General features: G+C 55.9%; 16 protein-coding genes. 6 read left to right on the top strand and 10 right to left on the bottom strand.

What is annotated here, in order from left to right; translation table 11 throughout:
- Window positions 1-5: 5 nt before the first annotated feature.
- Entirely contained in the window at window positions 6-179 is a 174-nt protein-coding gene (locus KCG39_RS04275; protein WP_004120798.1) for a GhoT/OrtT family toxin, read from the bottom strand.
- Between the two features lie 198 nt (window positions 180-377).
- Here KCG39_RS04275 and yncL point away from each other — a divergent pair, with 198 nt between their 5' ends.
- Complete coding sequence (gene yncL, locus KCG39_RS04270; RefSeq protein ID WP_004101822.1) at window positions 378-470, top strand: stress response membrane protein YncL; 93 nt, start codon at window positions 378-380, stop codon at window positions 468-470.
- 52 nt (window positions 471-522) lie between these two features.
- On the opposite strand, the gene KCG39_RS04265 is transcribed toward yncL, so the two are convergent.
- Window positions 523-807: a hypothetical protein gene (locus KCG39_RS04265; RefSeq protein WP_049115976.1), complete on the bottom strand. Its 285-nt coding sequence runs from the start codon at window positions 805-807 to the stop codon at window positions 523-525.
- 557 nt (window positions 808-1364) lie between these two features.
- Between KCG39_RS04265 and KCG39_RS04260 the strand changes: the two genes are divergently transcribed.
- Entirely contained in the window at window positions 1365-1487 is a 123-nt protein-coding gene (locus KCG39_RS04260; RefSeq protein ID WP_004120802.1) for a small membrane protein, read from the top strand.
- Window positions 1488-1847: 360 nt separating this feature from the next.
- Here the strand turns inward: KCG39_RS04260 and patD are convergent, their stop codons facing one another.
- The 6 genes from patD to KCG39_RS04230 all read right to left on the bottom strand — a co-directional run bounded on the left by patD (window position 1848) and on the right by KCG39_RS04230 (window position 8978).
- Entirely contained in the window at window positions 1848-3275 is a 1428-nt protein-coding gene (gene patD, locus KCG39_RS04255) for an aminobutyraldehyde dehydrogenase (protein ID WP_004120804.1), read from the bottom strand.
- A gap of 22 nt (window positions 3276-3297) precedes the next feature.
- Window positions 3298-4104, bottom strand: coding sequence for an ABC transporter permease (locus KCG39_RS04250; RefSeq protein WP_004120806.1), 807 nt, complete (start codon window positions 4102-4104; stop codon window positions 3298-3300).
- Window positions 4094-5023 (bottom strand): ABC transporter permease, encoded by a 930-nt coding sequence (locus tag KCG39_RS04245; protein ID WP_004120810.1) that lies wholly within the window; start codon window positions 5021-5023, stop codon window positions 4094-4096. The genes KCG39_RS04250 and KCG39_RS04245 overlap by 11 nt, the downstream gene beginning before the upstream one ends.
- Before the next feature lies 1 nt (window position 5024).
- Window positions 5025-6035, bottom strand: a complete 1011-nt coding sequence (locus KCG39_RS04240) for an ABC transporter ATP-binding protein (protein WP_049115973.1) — start codon at window positions 6033-6035, stop codon at window positions 5025-5027.
- A 19-nt stretch (window positions 6036-6054) separates the two neighbouring features.
- Window positions 6055-7200 (bottom strand): putative ABC transporter substrate-binding protein YdcS, encoded by a 1146-nt coding sequence (gene ydcS, locus KCG39_RS04235; RefSeq protein ID WP_004120816.1) that lies wholly within the window; start codon window positions 7198-7200, stop codon window positions 6055-6057.
- 365 nt (window positions 7201-7565) lie between these two features.
- Window positions 7566-8978, bottom strand: coding sequence for an aminotransferase-like domain-containing protein (locus KCG39_RS04230; protein WP_032742128.1), 1413 nt, complete (start codon window positions 8976-8978; stop codon window positions 7566-7568).
- 782 nt (window positions 8979-9760) lie between these two features.
- Between KCG39_RS04230 and KCG39_RS04225 the strand changes: the two genes are divergently transcribed.
- From KCG39_RS04225 to KCG39_RS04210, 4 genes are all read left to right on the top strand, one after another.
- Entirely contained in the window at window positions 9761-11158 is a 1398-nt protein-coding gene (locus KCG39_RS04225; RefSeq protein WP_049112700.1) for a cytochrome ubiquinol oxidase subunit I, read from the top strand.
- Window positions 11158-12168 (top strand): cytochrome d ubiquinol oxidase subunit II, encoded by a 1011-nt coding sequence (gene cydB, locus KCG39_RS04220; RefSeq protein WP_087829435.1) that lies wholly within the window; start codon window positions 11158-11160, stop codon window positions 12166-12168. Before KCG39_RS04225 ends, cydB begins: the two co-directional genes overlap by 1 nt.
- Window positions 12168-12293 (top strand): DUF2474 domain-containing protein, encoded by a 126-nt coding sequence (locus tag KCG39_RS04215; RefSeq protein WP_004120829.1) that lies wholly within the window; start codon window positions 12168-12170, stop codon window positions 12291-12293. Before cydB ends, KCG39_RS04215 begins: the two co-directional genes overlap by 1 nt.
- A 168-nt stretch (window positions 12294-12461) precedes the next feature.
- Entirely contained in the window at window positions 12462-12695 is a 234-nt protein-coding gene (locus tag KCG39_RS04210; protein WP_123828105.1) for a DUF2554 family protein, read from the top strand.
- Between the two features lie 11 nt (window positions 12696-12706).
- Here KCG39_RS04210 and KCG39_RS04205 read toward each other — a convergent pair whose 3' ends face one another.
- A complete protein-coding gene (locus tag KCG39_RS04205; protein ID WP_142468233.1) occupies window positions 12707-14671 on the bottom strand; it encodes a peptidase U32 family protein in 1965 nt (654 codons plus the stop codon).
- A 248-nt stretch (window positions 14672-14919) separates the two neighbouring features.
- Window positions 14920-15456, bottom strand: coding sequence for a helix-turn-helix domain-containing protein (locus tag KCG39_RS04200; protein ID WP_087829437.1), 537 nt, complete (start codon window positions 15454-15456; stop codon window positions 14920-14922).
- Between the last annotated feature and the right edge of the window lie 21 nt (window positions 15457-15477).

The following is a 15477-nucleotide window of genomic DNA, read 5'->3' as shown; positions in this document are numbered from 1 at the left end:
TTAAATCAAAACAGGGAGACCAGCAGCGCCATGGGAAAACTGAACGGCCAGGTCGCGCCAATCAGCAGCGCCGCCAGCAGTCGGATCCAGCGGCTCTCTTTGGTTAAGAACCAGCTTATTACCGCACAAACACAGCCCATAACTGCATAAAAAACCAGCATTTTCTGGTATAAAGTCATTTTTCTTCTTCCTTCCCTGACCGGCATTTACGCATATCGCGATGCCTTTTCGCATCCGCAGAGTGCGTCAGGGATTATGGCATTTTTAAAACACACAACAGGGTTAATTTCGGAAAAACGCCTGATTCATCTTTGTCCGATAGCGCAACCTCTAAGCTCGTACTATAACTGTAGAGGCTTATTCATAAAGGTGGCGTTATGGATGTTTCCAGCAAAACCGTCCTTCTGATAAATGTCGGCGCGGCACTCGCGCTTATCGGCCTGTTATCCGTTCGTTTTGGTTGGTTTTAAAGATTTTACTCAGCAGCGAAACCTAAAAAAGCAGCCTGGTCAGGCTGCTTTTTTACGATTTGAAAGACCCCGCCTCCGCTGCAGGCGCACGCTTTTGCGCGGCCATCAACCTTTGAACTTCTGGATTCCATGCCGGCAGCAGATCGACTTTTTCACTATCCCACGCGGCTGCCATGCAAATCGATTCCGCGACCCCCTGCTTTTCACAGCCAATAATCTGTTTGGCCGGAAAATTGCCGTAAAGCATCGCCGTGGCGCAGGCCACAAAGAGAAAACACGCTATTTTTTTCAAAACAATATCAACTTCGAAGCAACAAATTGCGCCGAATGTTCGCATGAGCGGCTATAGAAAGTCAAACGCCCGGCGCGTCGCGTATTAGCCGTAATGACGCCCGTAAATTTAACAAAAATATTACATTCACCATCAACTTATAGGTGAAGGCGGGGATTAAATATCGTCAAAGTTAAATCGCTGCCGTTAGAGATATTAATCTCACCTGTCGCCGCAAATTCCAACATAAATAATAGGGTTAATATCAACCATAAATATGACTGCTGCGCCGTAATCCATACATAACGGTATTGCCGAAAGCGAATGCGCTTTTCATTGCACGGGGTAATTGTTCATTACTCTTTATACGCGCAGATTCGCGAGAGCATTTTGCGATCATCATTATTAGCAGGGTCAGCGGCAGCGAGGATTTCAGCAAAATGAACACACCAACAAAAAGAACAAATATATCAATATTTTACACTAGATCATGATAACCAAAAGCCTGCGAATTGTTTTAAATGATAAGAAATATCATTTGCGTTATTTAGCACAAAATCATACATTCATAATCACAAGTTATGCGAAGCTTGTTTTTTACTCATTTATTTTTGAGGTGGCACATGTCCGGAATCGCCGTTCTTATTGTGGCGTTAATTTTATTAGTTGCTGCAATTTATAATCTTTTTTCCTACGTTCGCGAGCGTCGCCAGGCGAGTTTACCGAGCAAAAAAACAAAACGTTAGCCTGATTATCATTTACCAAAAAATAGATGCCTTGATACGTAATAAATGCGCGACCGCATGACATCGGGCAAACTCGCAGTAACAAACCAGTAGCGTCTGAACAACAAAAAGCCCCTGCAGATGATGCAGGGGCCCGGGAATGAGTATCGTCATATCGCGGCATCCCGCTCAGGGCGCATCGCGCGCCCCGGGGAAGGATACCAGCCCCATCCGGCGCTTATCTCCGGCACTCATCATGGCTTAGCTCTTGAAGGGGCATAAGAATACTCTCATAAAACCCCGCTTCCGTTTTAACTTTTTCTGCTATCGCTAACTATTAGCAGGGTAATGTATCCACTCAGGGATTATCACGACTGTGCCCTACCCGTGTTTAATCATTACGTGCCGGATAGTGGTGTAATCCTCCAGGCCATACATCGACATATCTTTGCCATAGCCGGAAAGCTTCTGCCCGCCGTGCGGCATTTCGCTGACCAGCATGAAATGGGTGTTGACCCAGGTGCAGCCATACTGCAAACGCGCGCTAAGGCGATGCGCTCTGCCGACATCCCTGGTCCACACCGACGAGGCCAGACCATACTGTGAATCGTTAGCCCAGCTTAGCGCCTGCTCTTCATCAGTAAACGAGGTGACGCTGACGACCGGGCCGAATACCTCGCGTTGGACAATCGCATCTTCCTGCCTGGCTCCCGCCAGCAGCGTCGGCTGGTAATAGTAGCCGTTACCGGACGCTTTGTTGCCGCCGGCGATCACTTGAATATGCGGCAGCGCGCGGGCGGCATCGACGGCGGCGCTGACCCGGTCCAGATGTGCTTGTGAACTCAGCGGCCCCAGCTCGGTGGTCTCATCGTCCGGCGGGCCCATCTTCAGGCTGGCGACCGCGGCGCCGAGTTTTTCCACCAGTTGGTCATAAATCCCGGCCTGGGCGTAAATCCGGCAGGCGGCGGTGCAGTCCTGACCGGCGTTATAGAAACCAAAGGTCCGTACCCCCTCCACCACCGCATCGATATCCGCATCATCAAAGACGATAACCGGCGCTTTCCCGCCCAGTTCCATATGGGTACGCTTAATCGACGACGCGGTGTGGCCGATGATATGCGCGCCGGTGGCAATCGAACCGGTCAACGACACCATGCGCACCTTTGCATGGGCGGTGAGCGGATCGCCGACGGTAGCGCCGCGGCCAAACAGCACGTTAAGCACCCCGGCGGGGAAAATCTCTTTTGCCAGTTCGCCCAGCTTCAGCGCGGTCAAGGGGGTAATCTCCGAGGGTTTGATCACCACGCAGTTGCCGGCGGCCAGCGCCGGTGCCAGCTTCCACGCCGCCATCATCAGCGGGTAGTTCCACGGCGCGATGGAGGCCACCACGCCAACCGGATCGCGGCGGATCATGGAGGTGTGGCCCTCGAGATACTCACCGGCCGCCATACCCGGCAGACAGCGCGCCGCCCCGGCAAAGAAGCGGAACACATCGGCGACCGCCGGCAGTTCATCGTTGATCACGCAGTGCAGAGGCTTGCCGCAGTTGAGCGATTCAAGCTTAGCCAGCGTCTGCGCATGTTCGTCAATCACGTCCGCCAGCGCCAGCAGGCATTCAGCGCGGCTCTTGGGCGTGGTCTGGCTCCAGTTGACAAAGGCCTGGTCTGCGGCCTCAACCGCGGCCTCAACCTGCGCCGGCGTAGCTTCAGCTATCGACACGATCTCTTCACCGGAGGCAGGATTAAACACCGGCACAGCCTCGCCTTCCCCAGCCACTAACTTACCGTTAATCAAAAGGTTATTTTGCATAGCATTATCCTGTATCGGTATTTTATTTTCCGTTTTCAGCGCTGATGTCGCCGTCACGGGTGAGCCACCAGGCCCCCAGAATCGGAATCATCGTCACCACCATCACCAGCAGCGCAACCACGTTGGTTATCGGGACATCGCGCGGGCGTCCGAGCTGATTGAGCAGCCAGAGCGGCAGCGTACGCTCGTGTCCGGCGGTAAAGGTGGTAACGATAATTTCATCAAACGACAGGGCAAACGCCAGCATGCCTCCCGCCAGCAGCGCCGAACCCAGATTAGGCAGCACCACATAGCGAAAGGTTTGCCAGCCCGTTGCGCCTAAGTCCATCGACGCTTCGACGAGACTCCAGGAGGTCCGGCGAAAGCGGGCAATCACGTTGTTAAACACCACCACGACACAGAAGGTCGCGTGGCCTACGACTATCGTCAGCAGCCCCGGCTCCAGATTGACGGCCTTAAAGGCGGTGAGCAGCGCCAGTCCGGTAATAATGCCGGGCAGCGCTATCGGCAACAGCAGCAGCAACGACACGGCGTTCTTACCAAAAAACGCGCTGCGCCACAGCGCACCTGCAGCCAGCGTGCCAAGTACCAGGGCGATAGCGGTGGAAAGCGCGGCAACCTTAAGTGACAACGTCACGGATTCGATAATGTCGCCGCGCCCCGCAGCTTCGCTAAACCAGCGCAGCGTCAGGCCCTGCGGCGGAAAGCTGAAGGCGGCGTCTTCGGTATTAAACGCATAGAGGGCGATAATCAGTAGCGGGAAATGCAGGAAGATTACCCCGCCCCAGGTTGCCACCTTCAGGAGCAGCGGCGCGCGGTCAGAGTGCATCAAACGCTCCCAGACGTTTCACGAACGCCAGATAAAGGGCAATCAGCACGATTGGTACGAGGGTAAAGGCCGCCGCCATCGGCATATTGCCAATCGCTCCCTGCTGGGAATAGACCATATTGCCGATAAAGAACCCCGGCGGCCCCACCAGCTGCGGGACGATAAAATCGCCGAGCGTCAGGGAAAAGGTAAAAATCGATCCCGCGGCAATGCCGGGAATCGCCAACGGCAGAACCACGTAGCGGAATGTCTGGCGCGGACGGGCGCCAAGATCGGCGGAGGCCTGAAGCAACGACGGCGGCAGGCGTTCCAGCGCAGCCTGCACCGGCAGGATCATAAACGGCAGCCAGATATAGACGAACACCAGAAAGCGGCCCAAACCGGAAGTCGACAGCGTATTGCCGCCTACCGCGGGGATCGTCAGCACCAGACTCAGCAGGCTTTCCAGCCCCAAATGGCGCAGAAACCACTGCGCGACGCCATCTTTTGCCAGCAGCAGCGTCCAGGCATAGGCTTTGACGATATAGCTCGCCCACATCGGCAGCATTACGGCGATATAGAAAAACGCCTTCATCTTGCCGCGGGTGTAGCGGGCCATATACCAGGCCATAGGCAATGCCAGGATCGCGCTGGCGATCGTTACCGACAGCGCCATCATCAGAGTACGGAGAATGATGTCGTAGTTTGCCGGGTTAAACAACGCCCGCAAATTGGCCAGCGTCAGGTCCTGAGTCACTGACATGGTGAAATCATCGAAAGTGTAGAAGCTTTGCCATAGCAGGGTCAGCAACGATCCCAGATAGACAATGCCGAACCACATTAGCGGGCCAAGAAGAAGCAAAAACAGGGCCAGCGAGGGTTTACGCCAAAACAGCGCGGATAAGCGCCCGGGAGAAGCGGACGGAATCGCCATCGTCATATCAGCCCCCGCTCTCCAGCGGCACCATTGCCGCACGCGACCACGAAGCCAGCACCGTTTGTCCCACCGGCGGTGCGTTTAACGCGGCATGACCATCAACGTTCGCCTGACTCACCAACAGCTTCTCGCCATCGGCCAGCTTGAGTTCGACCCGAGTCGCGGCCCCCTGATACTGTACCGCCTGTACCACCCCCGCAATCTGGATCTCACCGGCGGTATTCAGACGAATATGCTCCGGACGCAGCGACCAGGATCCCGCCATCGCGCAGAGCCTATGCGCCCGTTCTCCGCTGAACACGTTGGCGGTACCGACAAAGCTGGCCACAAACGCCGTTTTCGGCCGCAGATAGAGGTCCTGGGGCGCATCAATCTGTTCGATTCGCCCATTATTAAACACAGCCACCCGATCGGACATCGACAGTGCTTCCCCCTGATCATGGGTAACAAAAATAAAGGTGATGCCCAGCGCCTGCTGCAGTTTTTTCAACTCCAGCTGCATCTGCTCACGCAGCTTTAAATCCAGCGCGCCGAGCGGCTCATCCAGCAGCAGGACCCGCGGCTGATTCACCAGCGCGCGGGCGATCGCTACCCGCTGACGCTGTCCGCCGGAAAGCTGTGATGGCCTTCGCGCGTGCACAAACGCGAGCGCGACCCTCTCCAGCGCCTCCATCGCGCGGGCGTGACGCTCCTTTTTGCCGATTCCTTTAACCATCAGACCGTAGGCGACGTTATCGAGCACCGACATATGAGGAAACAGCGCGTAATCCTGGAAAACGGTATTAACGTCGCGCTGCCACGGCGGCAGCTCGCTGGCCGGTTTACCAAAAATGCGAATCGCGCCGCCAGAGAGCTGTTCAAACCCGGCAATCAGGCGCAGGCAGGTGGTTTTGCCGGAGCCGGAGGGCCCCAGCATGGAGAAAAACTCACCGTCGCGAATGGCGATGCTGACGCCATCCACCGCCCGTACGTCGCCGTACAGCCGCGAGACATTATCGAACTCTACCGCGTGCATATTGTTCGCCTCCGGCGACTTAACGACCGCCCATAATCGCGATGTAATCCTGGGTCCAGCGGCTGTAGGGTACGAATTTCCCGCCTTCCGCGACCGGCGTTTTCCAGAACGCGATTTTGGTGAACTCGTTATAGCCGTTGGTCTCGCAGCCCTTATCTCCCAGTAGCGTACTGGCTTTGCACCCTTCAGGAACCACCGGCAGAGAACCAAACCAGGCAGCGACATCGCCCTGGACTTTCGGCGTCAGCGACCAGTTCATCCATTTATAGGCGCAGACCGGATGTTTTGCGTCGCTATGCAGCATGGTGGTATCCGCCCAGCCGGTAACCCCCTCTTTCGGGAAAACGGTAGCAATCGGCTGGCCTTCCGCTTTCAGGCCGTTGGCCTGATACGGCCAGGCGCTGGAGGCCACGACGCCTTCGTTTTTAAAATCACTCATCTGTACGGTGGTATCGTGCCAGTAGCGATGAATCAGGGCGTGCTGATCGCGCAGAACCTTGAGTACCGCCTGATATTGCGCTTCGGTGAGCTGATAGGGGTCGGTGATACCGAGCTGCGGCTGGGTGGCTTTGACAAAGAGCGCAGCATCGGCAATATAAATCGGCCCGTCATAGGCCTGCACCCGGCCCAGGTTGGTTTTGCCGTCCGGCAGATTTTGTTTGACGAACACCACGCTCCAGCTATCAGGCGGCGTCGGGAAGATTTTGCTGTTGTACATCAGCAGATTCGGCCCCCACTGGTACGGGGTGCCGTAAACCTTACCGTTGACGTTGAACCATGCGCCTTTTTCCACCCGCGGGTCGAGGGACTTCCAGTTGGCGATCAGCGAGGTGTCAATCGGCTGTACGCGCTTGCCCATAATCAGGCGCAGCGAAGCGTCGCCGGAGGCGGTGACCAGGTCATAACCGCCTTTCGCCATCAGGCTGACCATCTCGTCGGATGTGGCGGCGGTTTTAACATTGACCTGACAGCCCGATTCTTTTTCAAACTGGGTTACCCAGTCGTAGCTTTTATCGGTCTGTCCCCGTTCGATATATCCCGGCCAGGCGATAATATCGAGACGGCCTTCGCCTTTATCGAGAGAAGTCGGCGGCTCGGCGGCCTGCGCCGTCAGGAAAACCATACCCAGCACGCATAAGCTGCCGCGGGCAATTTTATTGCTCATCGGGTCTTACTCCTGTCACAAGAAAATGAGCGGCAGCCGTGCCGTAAAAATATCTCCCTTAATAACAGTAGACGGCGCGCTATAGCCCCCTGGGGAAATTTATTCAGGTTGTGACAAGGGGCGCATTACGCAAAAACGAGATACACGGGATAACTTTGTGGATTATAGACAAGGAGTTAGCGAGATAATACGACTATGCAAATTTCATATGGCTCGTGCCGGTAAAATAATAACCGGCATGATAACTGAAAGACTAAGGCGGCTTATTTTTCGGCGAGGATAATCGCCGGATATAAACAAAACGACAGCATGGCGACCAACCTGTTTTAACCGCTGCCGTGCATGCCTGACGGGCGCAATTTTAGCTAGGCCAACATCTCGCGAATCAGATCGCCCAGCCGCTTAACCCCCTGCTCCTCTCTTTCGCCCCAGCCCCACGCGGTGTTAAAGCGGAAAAATGCGGTCCAGCTGTCAGTGGTGGAGAACATTTTTCCCGGCGCAATGCTGATGTTATACGCTAGCGCGCGGGCGCTCAGCTCCCCCGCGTCGCTCCCGGCGGGGAGCTCAAGCCAGAGAAAATAGCCGCTATCGCTATGATGAATTTTTACTTCTGCCGGAAGATGGCGCAGCAGCGCCTGCCAGGCCAGCTGCTTGCGCTCGGCAAGCTGGCGGCGCAAACGCCGCAAATGGGCGTCGTAGCGCTTGGTCGAAAGGTAATCCACCAGCGCCAGCTGCATTGGCGAACTGGTAGAGAGCGTGCTCATCAGCTGTAGCTGCTGAATACGTCGGGCGTGCTTGCCCGCCGCCACCCAGCCAATGCGAAAGCCGGGGACCAGGCATTTCGAAAACGAGCTGCAGTGCAGCGTCATATCGTCGCGATCCCAGTACTTTGCCGGCAGCGGTTTCTCGCGGCCGAAATAGAGCTCGCTATATACGTCATCTTCAATCAGCATCACCTTGTAGCGCGCCAGCAGGGCAACAAGCTGCGCTTTTTTCTCTGCGCTGAGGGTAAAGCCGAGCGGGTTTTGCCCGTTGGTCATCAGCCAGCAGGCCTTAACCGGGTAATTCTGCAATGCCTGCTCCAGCGCGTCGAGGTCAATCCCCTCTTTGACGTCGGTCGCCACCGACAGCGCCTTAAGGCGCAGCCTTTCCAGTGCCTGCAGCGCCCCGTAGAAGCAGGGGTTTTCCACAACCACCCAATCGCCAGGTTCGGTGACGGCCTGCAGGCTAAGATTCAACGCCTCCAGCGCCCCGGCGGTAATGACAATTTCATCCGGCGAGATATTCATTCCCTGCAGCGCGTAGCGTCGGGCAATCGCGTGGCGTAGTTCATCATTCCCCGGCGGCAGGTTTTCAATCACGCTCATGGCGGTAGCGGTTTTGCTGACCTGCGCCAGGGATCGGTTGAGCTGCGGCAGCGGGAACAGGCGCGGGTCGGGAAAAGCGGAGGCAAAGGGCAGCATTGAGGCCTGGCGGCTGGCCTGCAGCACCTCGAAAATGTAGGTATTGATATCGACGGACTCGTCGCGCGTCACCTGCGGAGGCGGTTCCGGCTGGCGCTGTTTGAGCGGCTGCGGCGCGACATAATAACCGGACTGCGGGCGCGCGATAATCCGCCCCTGGCTTTCCAGCAACTGATAGGCGTGGCTGACGGTCATGAAGCTCATTCCGCTGCTCACTACCTGCTCACGCAGCGAAGGCAGTCTGTCGCCGGGTAACCACACTCCAAGCCCAATCTGTTCGGTGATCTGCTGCGCCAGCTGCTGGTACTTTTTCATAGAGATATCCGCAAGAAAATGTCTGCACGATTGTATATCAGTTAAAAAAATAGGCCAGTATTTATATACTGACCTATTTACAAAGATTGGCATCGGCGATAGCACGAATTACCTATCGCTAAGCTATTCGTTTATTGCTCATATATCTATTTGATACAGAACAAACTCAAGCGCTTAAACAACAAGCGTTTTTAAAATAACATAATGAATCCGCTAACAACGAATACCCAAAAAAAAGTCATAATTAACAAAACAGTACATAAACTGCGAAGTCCATTAGTTGACAAAATCACATCCTCTGTAAAATATAATCAATAAATACACTTTCCAATAACCAACCGCTTAAGATTACAGGCATGTATTAAACATACGCTTAACTCAGAGTGCGTATCCCCTGAACCCAAATCCCAGAGTAAAATCCACAGCGCGCGAGACCAGCGTTAATGACGCAACGCGCGACCGGAGAGAAAACGGACAATTGTTTTATTATAGGATTAATACGCGTTTTATGATTTATTCAGCGAATCTATATTTAAAAAAAATATATAAATCTCGCTTACCCAAAGGAGCGTTGAAATACTGACAGGCAGCACTCACGTCTAATCAAAATAACATACTATCCCGGCGCGTTAAATAGTTTGCTTTTAGAAAAAAAGAGTTGAGACATCAAAAAAGAGCGCAAATCGACAACTGTTATAGATAAAAACAGGTTTTTTGTTCCTGCTATCGGCCTGGGTGGAGGCCTAGAATTGCGCTGAATCAATTTTGTTGTGGAGTTCTGCATGTTTGGTCTTGATGCATTTCACCTGGCGCGGATCCAGTTCGCCTTCACCGTGTCATTTCATATCATCTTCCCCGCCATCACCATCGGCTTAGCCAGCTACCTGGCGGTGCTCGAAGGCTTATGGTTAAAAACGAAAAACCCGACCTGGCGCTCGCTGTACCACTTCTGGTCGAAAATCTTTGCCGTCAACTTCGGCATGGGGGTGGTCTCCGGTCTGGTGATGGCCTACCAGTTTGGCACCAACTGGAGCGGTTTCTCCGAATTTGCCGGGAGCATTACCGGCCCGCTGCTGACCTATGAAGTCCTGACCGCCTTCTTCCTGGAAGCCGGATTCCTCGGCGTCATGCTGTTCGGCTGGAACCGCGTCGGGCCGGGCCTGCACTTCTTCGCCACCTGCATGGTCGCGCTGGGGACGATTATCTCCACCTTCTGGATCCTCGCGTCCAACAGCTGGATGCAAACGCCGCAGGGGTTTGAGATCGTCAATGGTCAGGTGGTGCCGGTGGACTGGTTCGCGGTGATCTTTAACCCGTCATTCCCTTACCGCCTGCTGCATATGTCGGTGGCGGCCTTTCTCAGCAGCGCGCTATTCGTCGGCGCCTCGGCGGCCTGGCACCTGCTGCGGGGTAATAATACGCCCGCCGTTCGCGCGATGTTCTCCATGGCGCTGTGGATGACGCTGATTGTTGCCCCCATTCAGGCAATGATTGGCGATATGCACGGGCTGAATACGCTCAAGCACCAGCCGGCGAAGATCGCGGCTATTGAAGGCCACTGGGAAAATATCCCCGGTGAGTCCACCCCGCTGCTGCTGTTCGGCTGGCCGGATATGCAGCAGGAACGTACCCGCTATGGTCTGGAAATCCCGGCCCTCGGCAGCCTGATCCTTACCCACAGCTTGGATAAACAGGTGCCCGCGTTGAAGGAGTTCGCCGCGGAAGATCGGCCTAACGCCACTATCGTGTTCTGGTCCTTCCGCCTGATGGCCGGGCTAGGGATGCTGATGATCCTGCTCGGCGCGCTGGCGCTGTGGCTGCGCTACCGCGGCCGCCTGTATCATTCCAGACCCTTTTTACGCTTTGCGCTATGGATGGGGCCCTCGGGACTTATCGCCATTCTTGCAGGCTGGGTGACCACCGAGGTGGGCCGCCAGCCGTGGGTCGTCTACGGGGTACAACGCACCGCGGATGCCGTCTCCGCGCACGGCGACCTGCATATGTCGATCAGTCTGCTGACGTTTATCGTCGTCTACGGTTCGGTATTCGGCGTCGGCTATAGCTATATGCTGCGTCTGATTCGCAAAGGGCCGCAGGAAGCGCAGCCGCCCGCGTCAGGGACGCCAGCGCGCCCCCTTTCCGCCGCTACCGACCACGCACAGCAGAAGGAGTCCCATTAATGGGTATCGATTTATCGGTTATTTGGTTTGTCATTATCGTCTTCGCCACCCTGATGTATATCGTGATGGACGGCTTCGATCTGGGCATCGGCATTTTATTTGCTACCACGCGGGACGCTTCCGACCGCGACGTCATGGTGAACAGCGTCGCGCCGGTCTGGGATGGCAATGAGACCTGGCTTGTGCTCGGCGGCGCGGGCCTGTTCGGCGCGTTTCCGCTAGCCTATGCGGTGATTATCGACGCGCTGGCAATCCCGCTGACCCTGATGCTGATCGGGCTTATTTTCCGCGGCGTCGCTTTTGAATTCCGCTTTAACGCGACGCCATCGCACCGTCCGTTCTGGGATCGCGCCTTTATGGGCGGCTCCATTCTGGCCACCTTCACCCAGGGCATGGTGGTCGGCGCGGTGATCAACGGTTTCGCGGTCAGCGGCCGCAGCTTCAGCGGCGGAATGTTTGACTGGTTGACGCCGTTTACCCTGTTCTGCGGTTTAGGACTGTGTATTGCCTACGCGCTGCTGGGGGCCTGCTGGCTGGTCATGAAGAGCGAGAATGCGCTGCACCGCAATATGCGCGTCACCGCGCGTGGTTTACTGCTGGCGCTGCTGGCGGCAATCGTCGCCATCAGTATCTGGACGCCGCTGGCGCAGCCGGCCATCGCCGAGCGCTGGTTTAGCTTGCCTAACCTGTTCTTCCTGCTGCCGGTGCCGCTGCTGGTCGCGGCGATAAGCGCCTGGCTATGGCGAGCGCTTCGCAACAACGACAGCCATCTGCTGCCGTTCGTTCTTACGTTGGGGCTGATCTTTCTCGGCTTTAGCGGACTGGGGATCAGTATCTGGCCGCATATTATTCCGCCGGGCATCACCCTTTGGCAGGCCGCCGCGCCGCCGCAAAGCCAGGGCTTTATGCTGGTCGGCGCGCTGCTGATTCTGCCGGTGATCCTCGGCTATACCTTCTGGAGCTACTACGTATTTCGCGGCAAAGTTCAACACGGCGAGGGGTATCACTGATGCAACGAGTATGGCTTAAGCGGACATTATGGATGGTCGCCCTGTGGGGAGGAAGCGTGCTGGCGCTGGCGGCGGTGAGCATGGGATTTCGGCTGCTGATGACGGCCGCCGGATTGAAAGCGTAATAGCGCGCTTACCGTTGTAAGTTCGGCCCGACGGCACGCCGTCGGGCTTTTTTTCACCATCCGTCAGGCGCCGCTGACAAAGGCTTTTCTCTTCTTTGATAACCGCAGAGATAAGCTCAACCAATTCCGGGCATAGTAGCCCCATTCGCCGATAGCATGGAAAAAGAGATGTTCAGGAGAAGCGTTTCGACGTTACTGCTGGTGTGCGCCCTGTTTTCCGGGCACGTACTGGCCCGCAAACAAGGGCACGATTTCTTCCCGGTACAGAGTCTCGAACAGCAATTGCAGCACGAAGCCGATAGCGATGAACTGCGCAGCCAGGCGGAAGACGCCGCCTCCGAGTTGCGTGAACATCACCACTGGCAGAATGCGCGAAAACCGAAAATGCATCACTACCAGTAGCGATTTCGTTATCAAGCGCCCTTGCGTTTTGGCAGCGTTTTCATCAGCTCATCGGGGCTCACGGACGCCACGATACTGCCCGGCAGCGGCATTTTCAGAATATGATTTTTTATCTTACCAACCACGTGCATTTCGCACGGCCGGCAATCGAACTTCAGCGTCAGCACTTCATCACCGTGGATGAGCTGCATCGGCGTCGCCTTCCAGCTCTTAATCGAGCCTTTGGCCTGTTTCGGACAGAGGTTGAAGGCAAAGCGCAGGCAGTGCTTGGTAATCATCACCGGCACATCGCCTTTCTCTTCGTGGGCTTCATAGGCGGCGTCGATCAGCTGTACGCCGTAACGTTGATAAAACTCGCGCGCTTTGTGGTTGTAAACGTTAGCCAGAAACGACAGATGCGTTTCCGGATACACCGGCGGTGGAACGGAAACCGGCTTGCGGCTGCCGCGCGCCACGGCCTTCAGGCGCGCATCATCGAGCATTTCAACCGTTTCACGGCGCAGCTGGTTCAGCAGGCTGTTTGGCACAAACAGCGCGCCCGGCAGGTTAATCTCGACGTTGCGCGAATAGTAAATGGTCTGGCCAAGCTTCGCCACACCATCGCGCAGATTCGCCAGCGCTTTCTCCGCCTGGGTCGCCTCGGCAAACTCGCCATCCAGCGTGTGGGTGACGCTGACGCCCTCTTCGCTGGTCATCGTCAGGACCAGCTGCTCCTGCCAGCCGCTCAGTTCGATATCGACGGCGATGCGGCGCTCGCTGGAGGTTTTCAGCAGCGCCTGCTGCCAGTTATGATCGAGGTTGCGGTTTAACGGCTGGTGCGGACGCACTTTGTATAAATCCGCGGGCATCTCATTCGGCCATACGCGGTAGCGATTTTCGCCGTTTTTTTCCACCGTGTTGGCGCGAAAGCCGACGATTTCACGTTTGATCATCACGTTCAGGCCGTCGCCGTTGGTCAGCGTTTCGCTCACCTCAACGTCGAGAAAGTCTTTGCCGACTTTCAGAACTTCACCCACCGGCAGGCCAATAAACTTTGGTGAATCAAAAGCGCCAATGTCGCCTTTGCGCGCATTGACAAAATAGTCGGTGCTGCCGCGATGGAAGGTCTTATCCGTCGACGGTACAAAAAAGTGTTCGGTTCGCCCCGATGAGGCGCGCGCCAGGTCGCCGCGATCGTCAATAATGGCGTCCAGCATCTGGCGATAATGTGCGGTGATGTTCTTCACATAGCTCATATCTTTGTAGCGGCCTTCAATCTTGAAGGAGCGCACCCCGGCATCGATCAGCGCGGCCAGGTTGGCGGTCTGATCGTTGTCTTTCATCGACAGCAAATGCTTTTCATACGCCACCACGCGGCCCTGGTCATCTTTCAGAGTGTAGGGCAGACGGCAGGCCTGCGAGCAGTCGCCGCGGTTGGCGCTGCGCCCGGTCTGGGCATGGGAAATATTGCACTGCCCGGAATAGGCCACGCACAGCGCGCCGTGGATAAAGAATTCAATGGTCGCGTCGGTGTTATCGTAAATCGCTTTGATTTGCTGAAGATTCAGCTCGCGGGCAAGCACGATTTGGCTGAAGCCGACGTCGGAGAGAAACTTCGCTTTCTCTACGCTGCGGATATCGCACTGGGTGCTGGCGTGCAGCTCTATCGGAGGAATATCCAGCTCCATCACCCCCATATCCTGGACAATCAGCGCGTCCACCCCGGTTTCATACAGGTCGGTTATCAGGCGCTGCGCCGGTTCCAGTTCATCATCATGAAGAATGGTGTTCAGGGTCACGAACACTTTCGCGCCGTAGCGATGGGCAAACGGTACCAGACCGGCGATATCGCTCAGGCTATTGCTGGCGTTGTGGCGTGCGCCAAAGCCCGGCCCGCCGATGTAGACCGCATCCGCGCCGTGTAAAATCGCTTCACGGGCGATCCCGGCATCGCGGGCGGGACTCAGTAGTTCAAGATGATGGTTTTGCAGGCGCATACGCTCGTCGTTATCCATTATAGGGGGTCGAAATGGCGGCTATTGTAGTCAGAACTGGGCACAGACCAAAACATTTTCCATCGCCGCGGCGGGAGTAATTTTCAGTTTTTAGCAAAGCATTGAAGGAAAAGATATTTCCCAGAAAAAGCGCCTAAGGATAGAGTCATCACGTATTCCGGATTTTCCTCGTCACGTTGTGATTTGCTGTCTCAGTCATTTGCCTGGCCGCGAGTTTGCTCGCGGCTTTTTTATTTCTCTTTCGGATAGTGGATCAGCGAATGGAAATGGGCGGTGTGCGACCCGCTATTGCGATAGGCGTGCGCTAAATCGCCGGCGAAGCGCCGCCCTTCTCCTGGCTGCAGCGTCAGCCACGCCCCCTGCAGGCAAAGATCCAGCACGCCGCTAATCACCACCACATGTTCGATAACCCCTTGCTCATGCGGCGTTGACTCGCTCAGCGCGCCGGGGGCAAGGGTAATGGAGAAGTGATCGAAGCGCAGCGCCGGGTCCCATGGGAAGAGCGGCGTCACCACCATGGCCTGCTGCTGGGGATCGAACGCCGTCGGTTCGGCGGCGTCATCGGCAACAATAAAGGCGGAAAACGGTACGTTAAGCCCGGTAGCGATTTTCCATAACGTCGCCACCGTCGGGCTGGATTCGTTACGTTCGATCTGCCCCAGCATCGCCTTCGATACGCCAGTCTCTTCCGCCAGGCGCGACAGGCTCCAGCCGCGCTGCTGTCGCAGCGTTTTTAACGTTGCCGACAGGTGTTGCGCAATATCCATTCAACCTCCTAATAATCTCTT

Source organism: Klebsiella pasteurii (genome assembly GCF_018139045.1).
GTDB classification, from domain to species: domain Bacteria; phylum Pseudomonadota; class Gammaproteobacteria; order Enterobacterales; family Enterobacteriaceae; genus Klebsiella; species Klebsiella grimontii.
Note: the sequence above shows the minus strand (reverse complement) of the source record. Positions and strands in the feature narration are given on the sequence as shown.

What these genes read in the sequence shown, in the direction of transcription:
- KCG39_RS04275 (WP_004120798.1), bottom strand. Translation starts at nt 179, where the DNA reads ATGACTTTATACCAGAAAATGCTGGTTTTTTATGCAGTTATGGGCTGT.
- yncL (WP_004101822.1), top strand. Translation starts at nt 378, where the DNA reads ATGGATGTTTCCAGCAAAACCGTCCTTCTGATAAATGTCGGCGCGGCA.
- KCG39_RS04265 (WP_049115976.1), bottom strand. Translation starts at nt 807, where the DNA reads ATGCGAACATTCGGCGCAATTTGTTGCTTCGAAGTTGATATTGTTTTG.
- KCG39_RS04260 (WP_004120802.1), top strand. Translation starts at nt 1,365, where the DNA reads ATGTCCGGAATCGCCGTTCTTATTGTGGCGTTAATTTTATTAGTTGCT.
- patD (WP_004120804.1), bottom strand. Translation starts at nt 3,275, where the DNA reads ATGCAAAATAACCTTTTGATTAACGGTAAGTTAGTGGCTGGGGAAGGC.
- KCG39_RS04250 (WP_004120806.1), bottom strand. Translation starts at nt 4,104, where the DNA reads ATGCACTCTGACCGCGCGCCGCTGCTCCTGAAGGTGGCAACCTGGGGC.
- KCG39_RS04245 (WP_004120810.1), bottom strand. Translation starts at nt 5,023, where the DNA reads ATGACGATGGCGATTCCGTCCGCTTCTCCCGGGCGCTTATCCGCGCTG.
- KCG39_RS04240 (WP_049115973.1), bottom strand. Translation starts at nt 6,035, where the DNA reads ATGCACGCGGTAGAGTTCGATAATGTCTCGCGGCTGTACGGCGACGTA.
- ydcS (WP_004120816.1), bottom strand. Translation starts at nt 7,200, where the DNA reads ATGAGCAATAAAATTGCCCGCGGCAGCTTATGCGTGCTGGGTATGGTT.
- KCG39_RS04230 (WP_032742128.1), bottom strand. Translation starts at nt 8,978, where the DNA reads ATGAAAAAGTACCAGCAGCTGGCGCAGCAGATCACCGAACAGATTGGG.
- KCG39_RS04225 (WP_049112700.1), top strand. Translation starts at nt 9,761, where the DNA reads ATGTTTGGTCTTGATGCATTTCACCTGGCGCGGATCCAGTTCGCCTTC.
- cydB (WP_087829435.1), top strand. Translation starts at nt 11,158, where the DNA reads ATGGGTATCGATTTATCGGTTATTTGGTTTGTCATTATCGTCTTCGCC.
- KCG39_RS04215 (WP_004120829.1), top strand. Translation starts at nt 12,168, where the DNA reads ATGCAACGAGTATGGCTTAAGCGGACATTATGGATGGTCGCCCTGTGG.
- KCG39_RS04210 (WP_123828105.1), top strand. Translation starts at nt 12,462, where the DNA reads ATGTTCAGGAGAAGCGTTTCGACGTTACTGCTGGTGTGCGCCCTGTTT.
- KCG39_RS04205 (WP_142468233.1), bottom strand. Translation starts at nt 14,671, where the DNA reads ATGCGCCTGCAAAACCATCATCTTGAACTACTGAGTCCCGCCCGCGAT.
- KCG39_RS04200 (WP_087829437.1), bottom strand. Translation starts at nt 15,456, where the DNA reads ATGGATATTGCGCAACACCTGTCGGCAACGTTAAAAACGCTGCGACAG.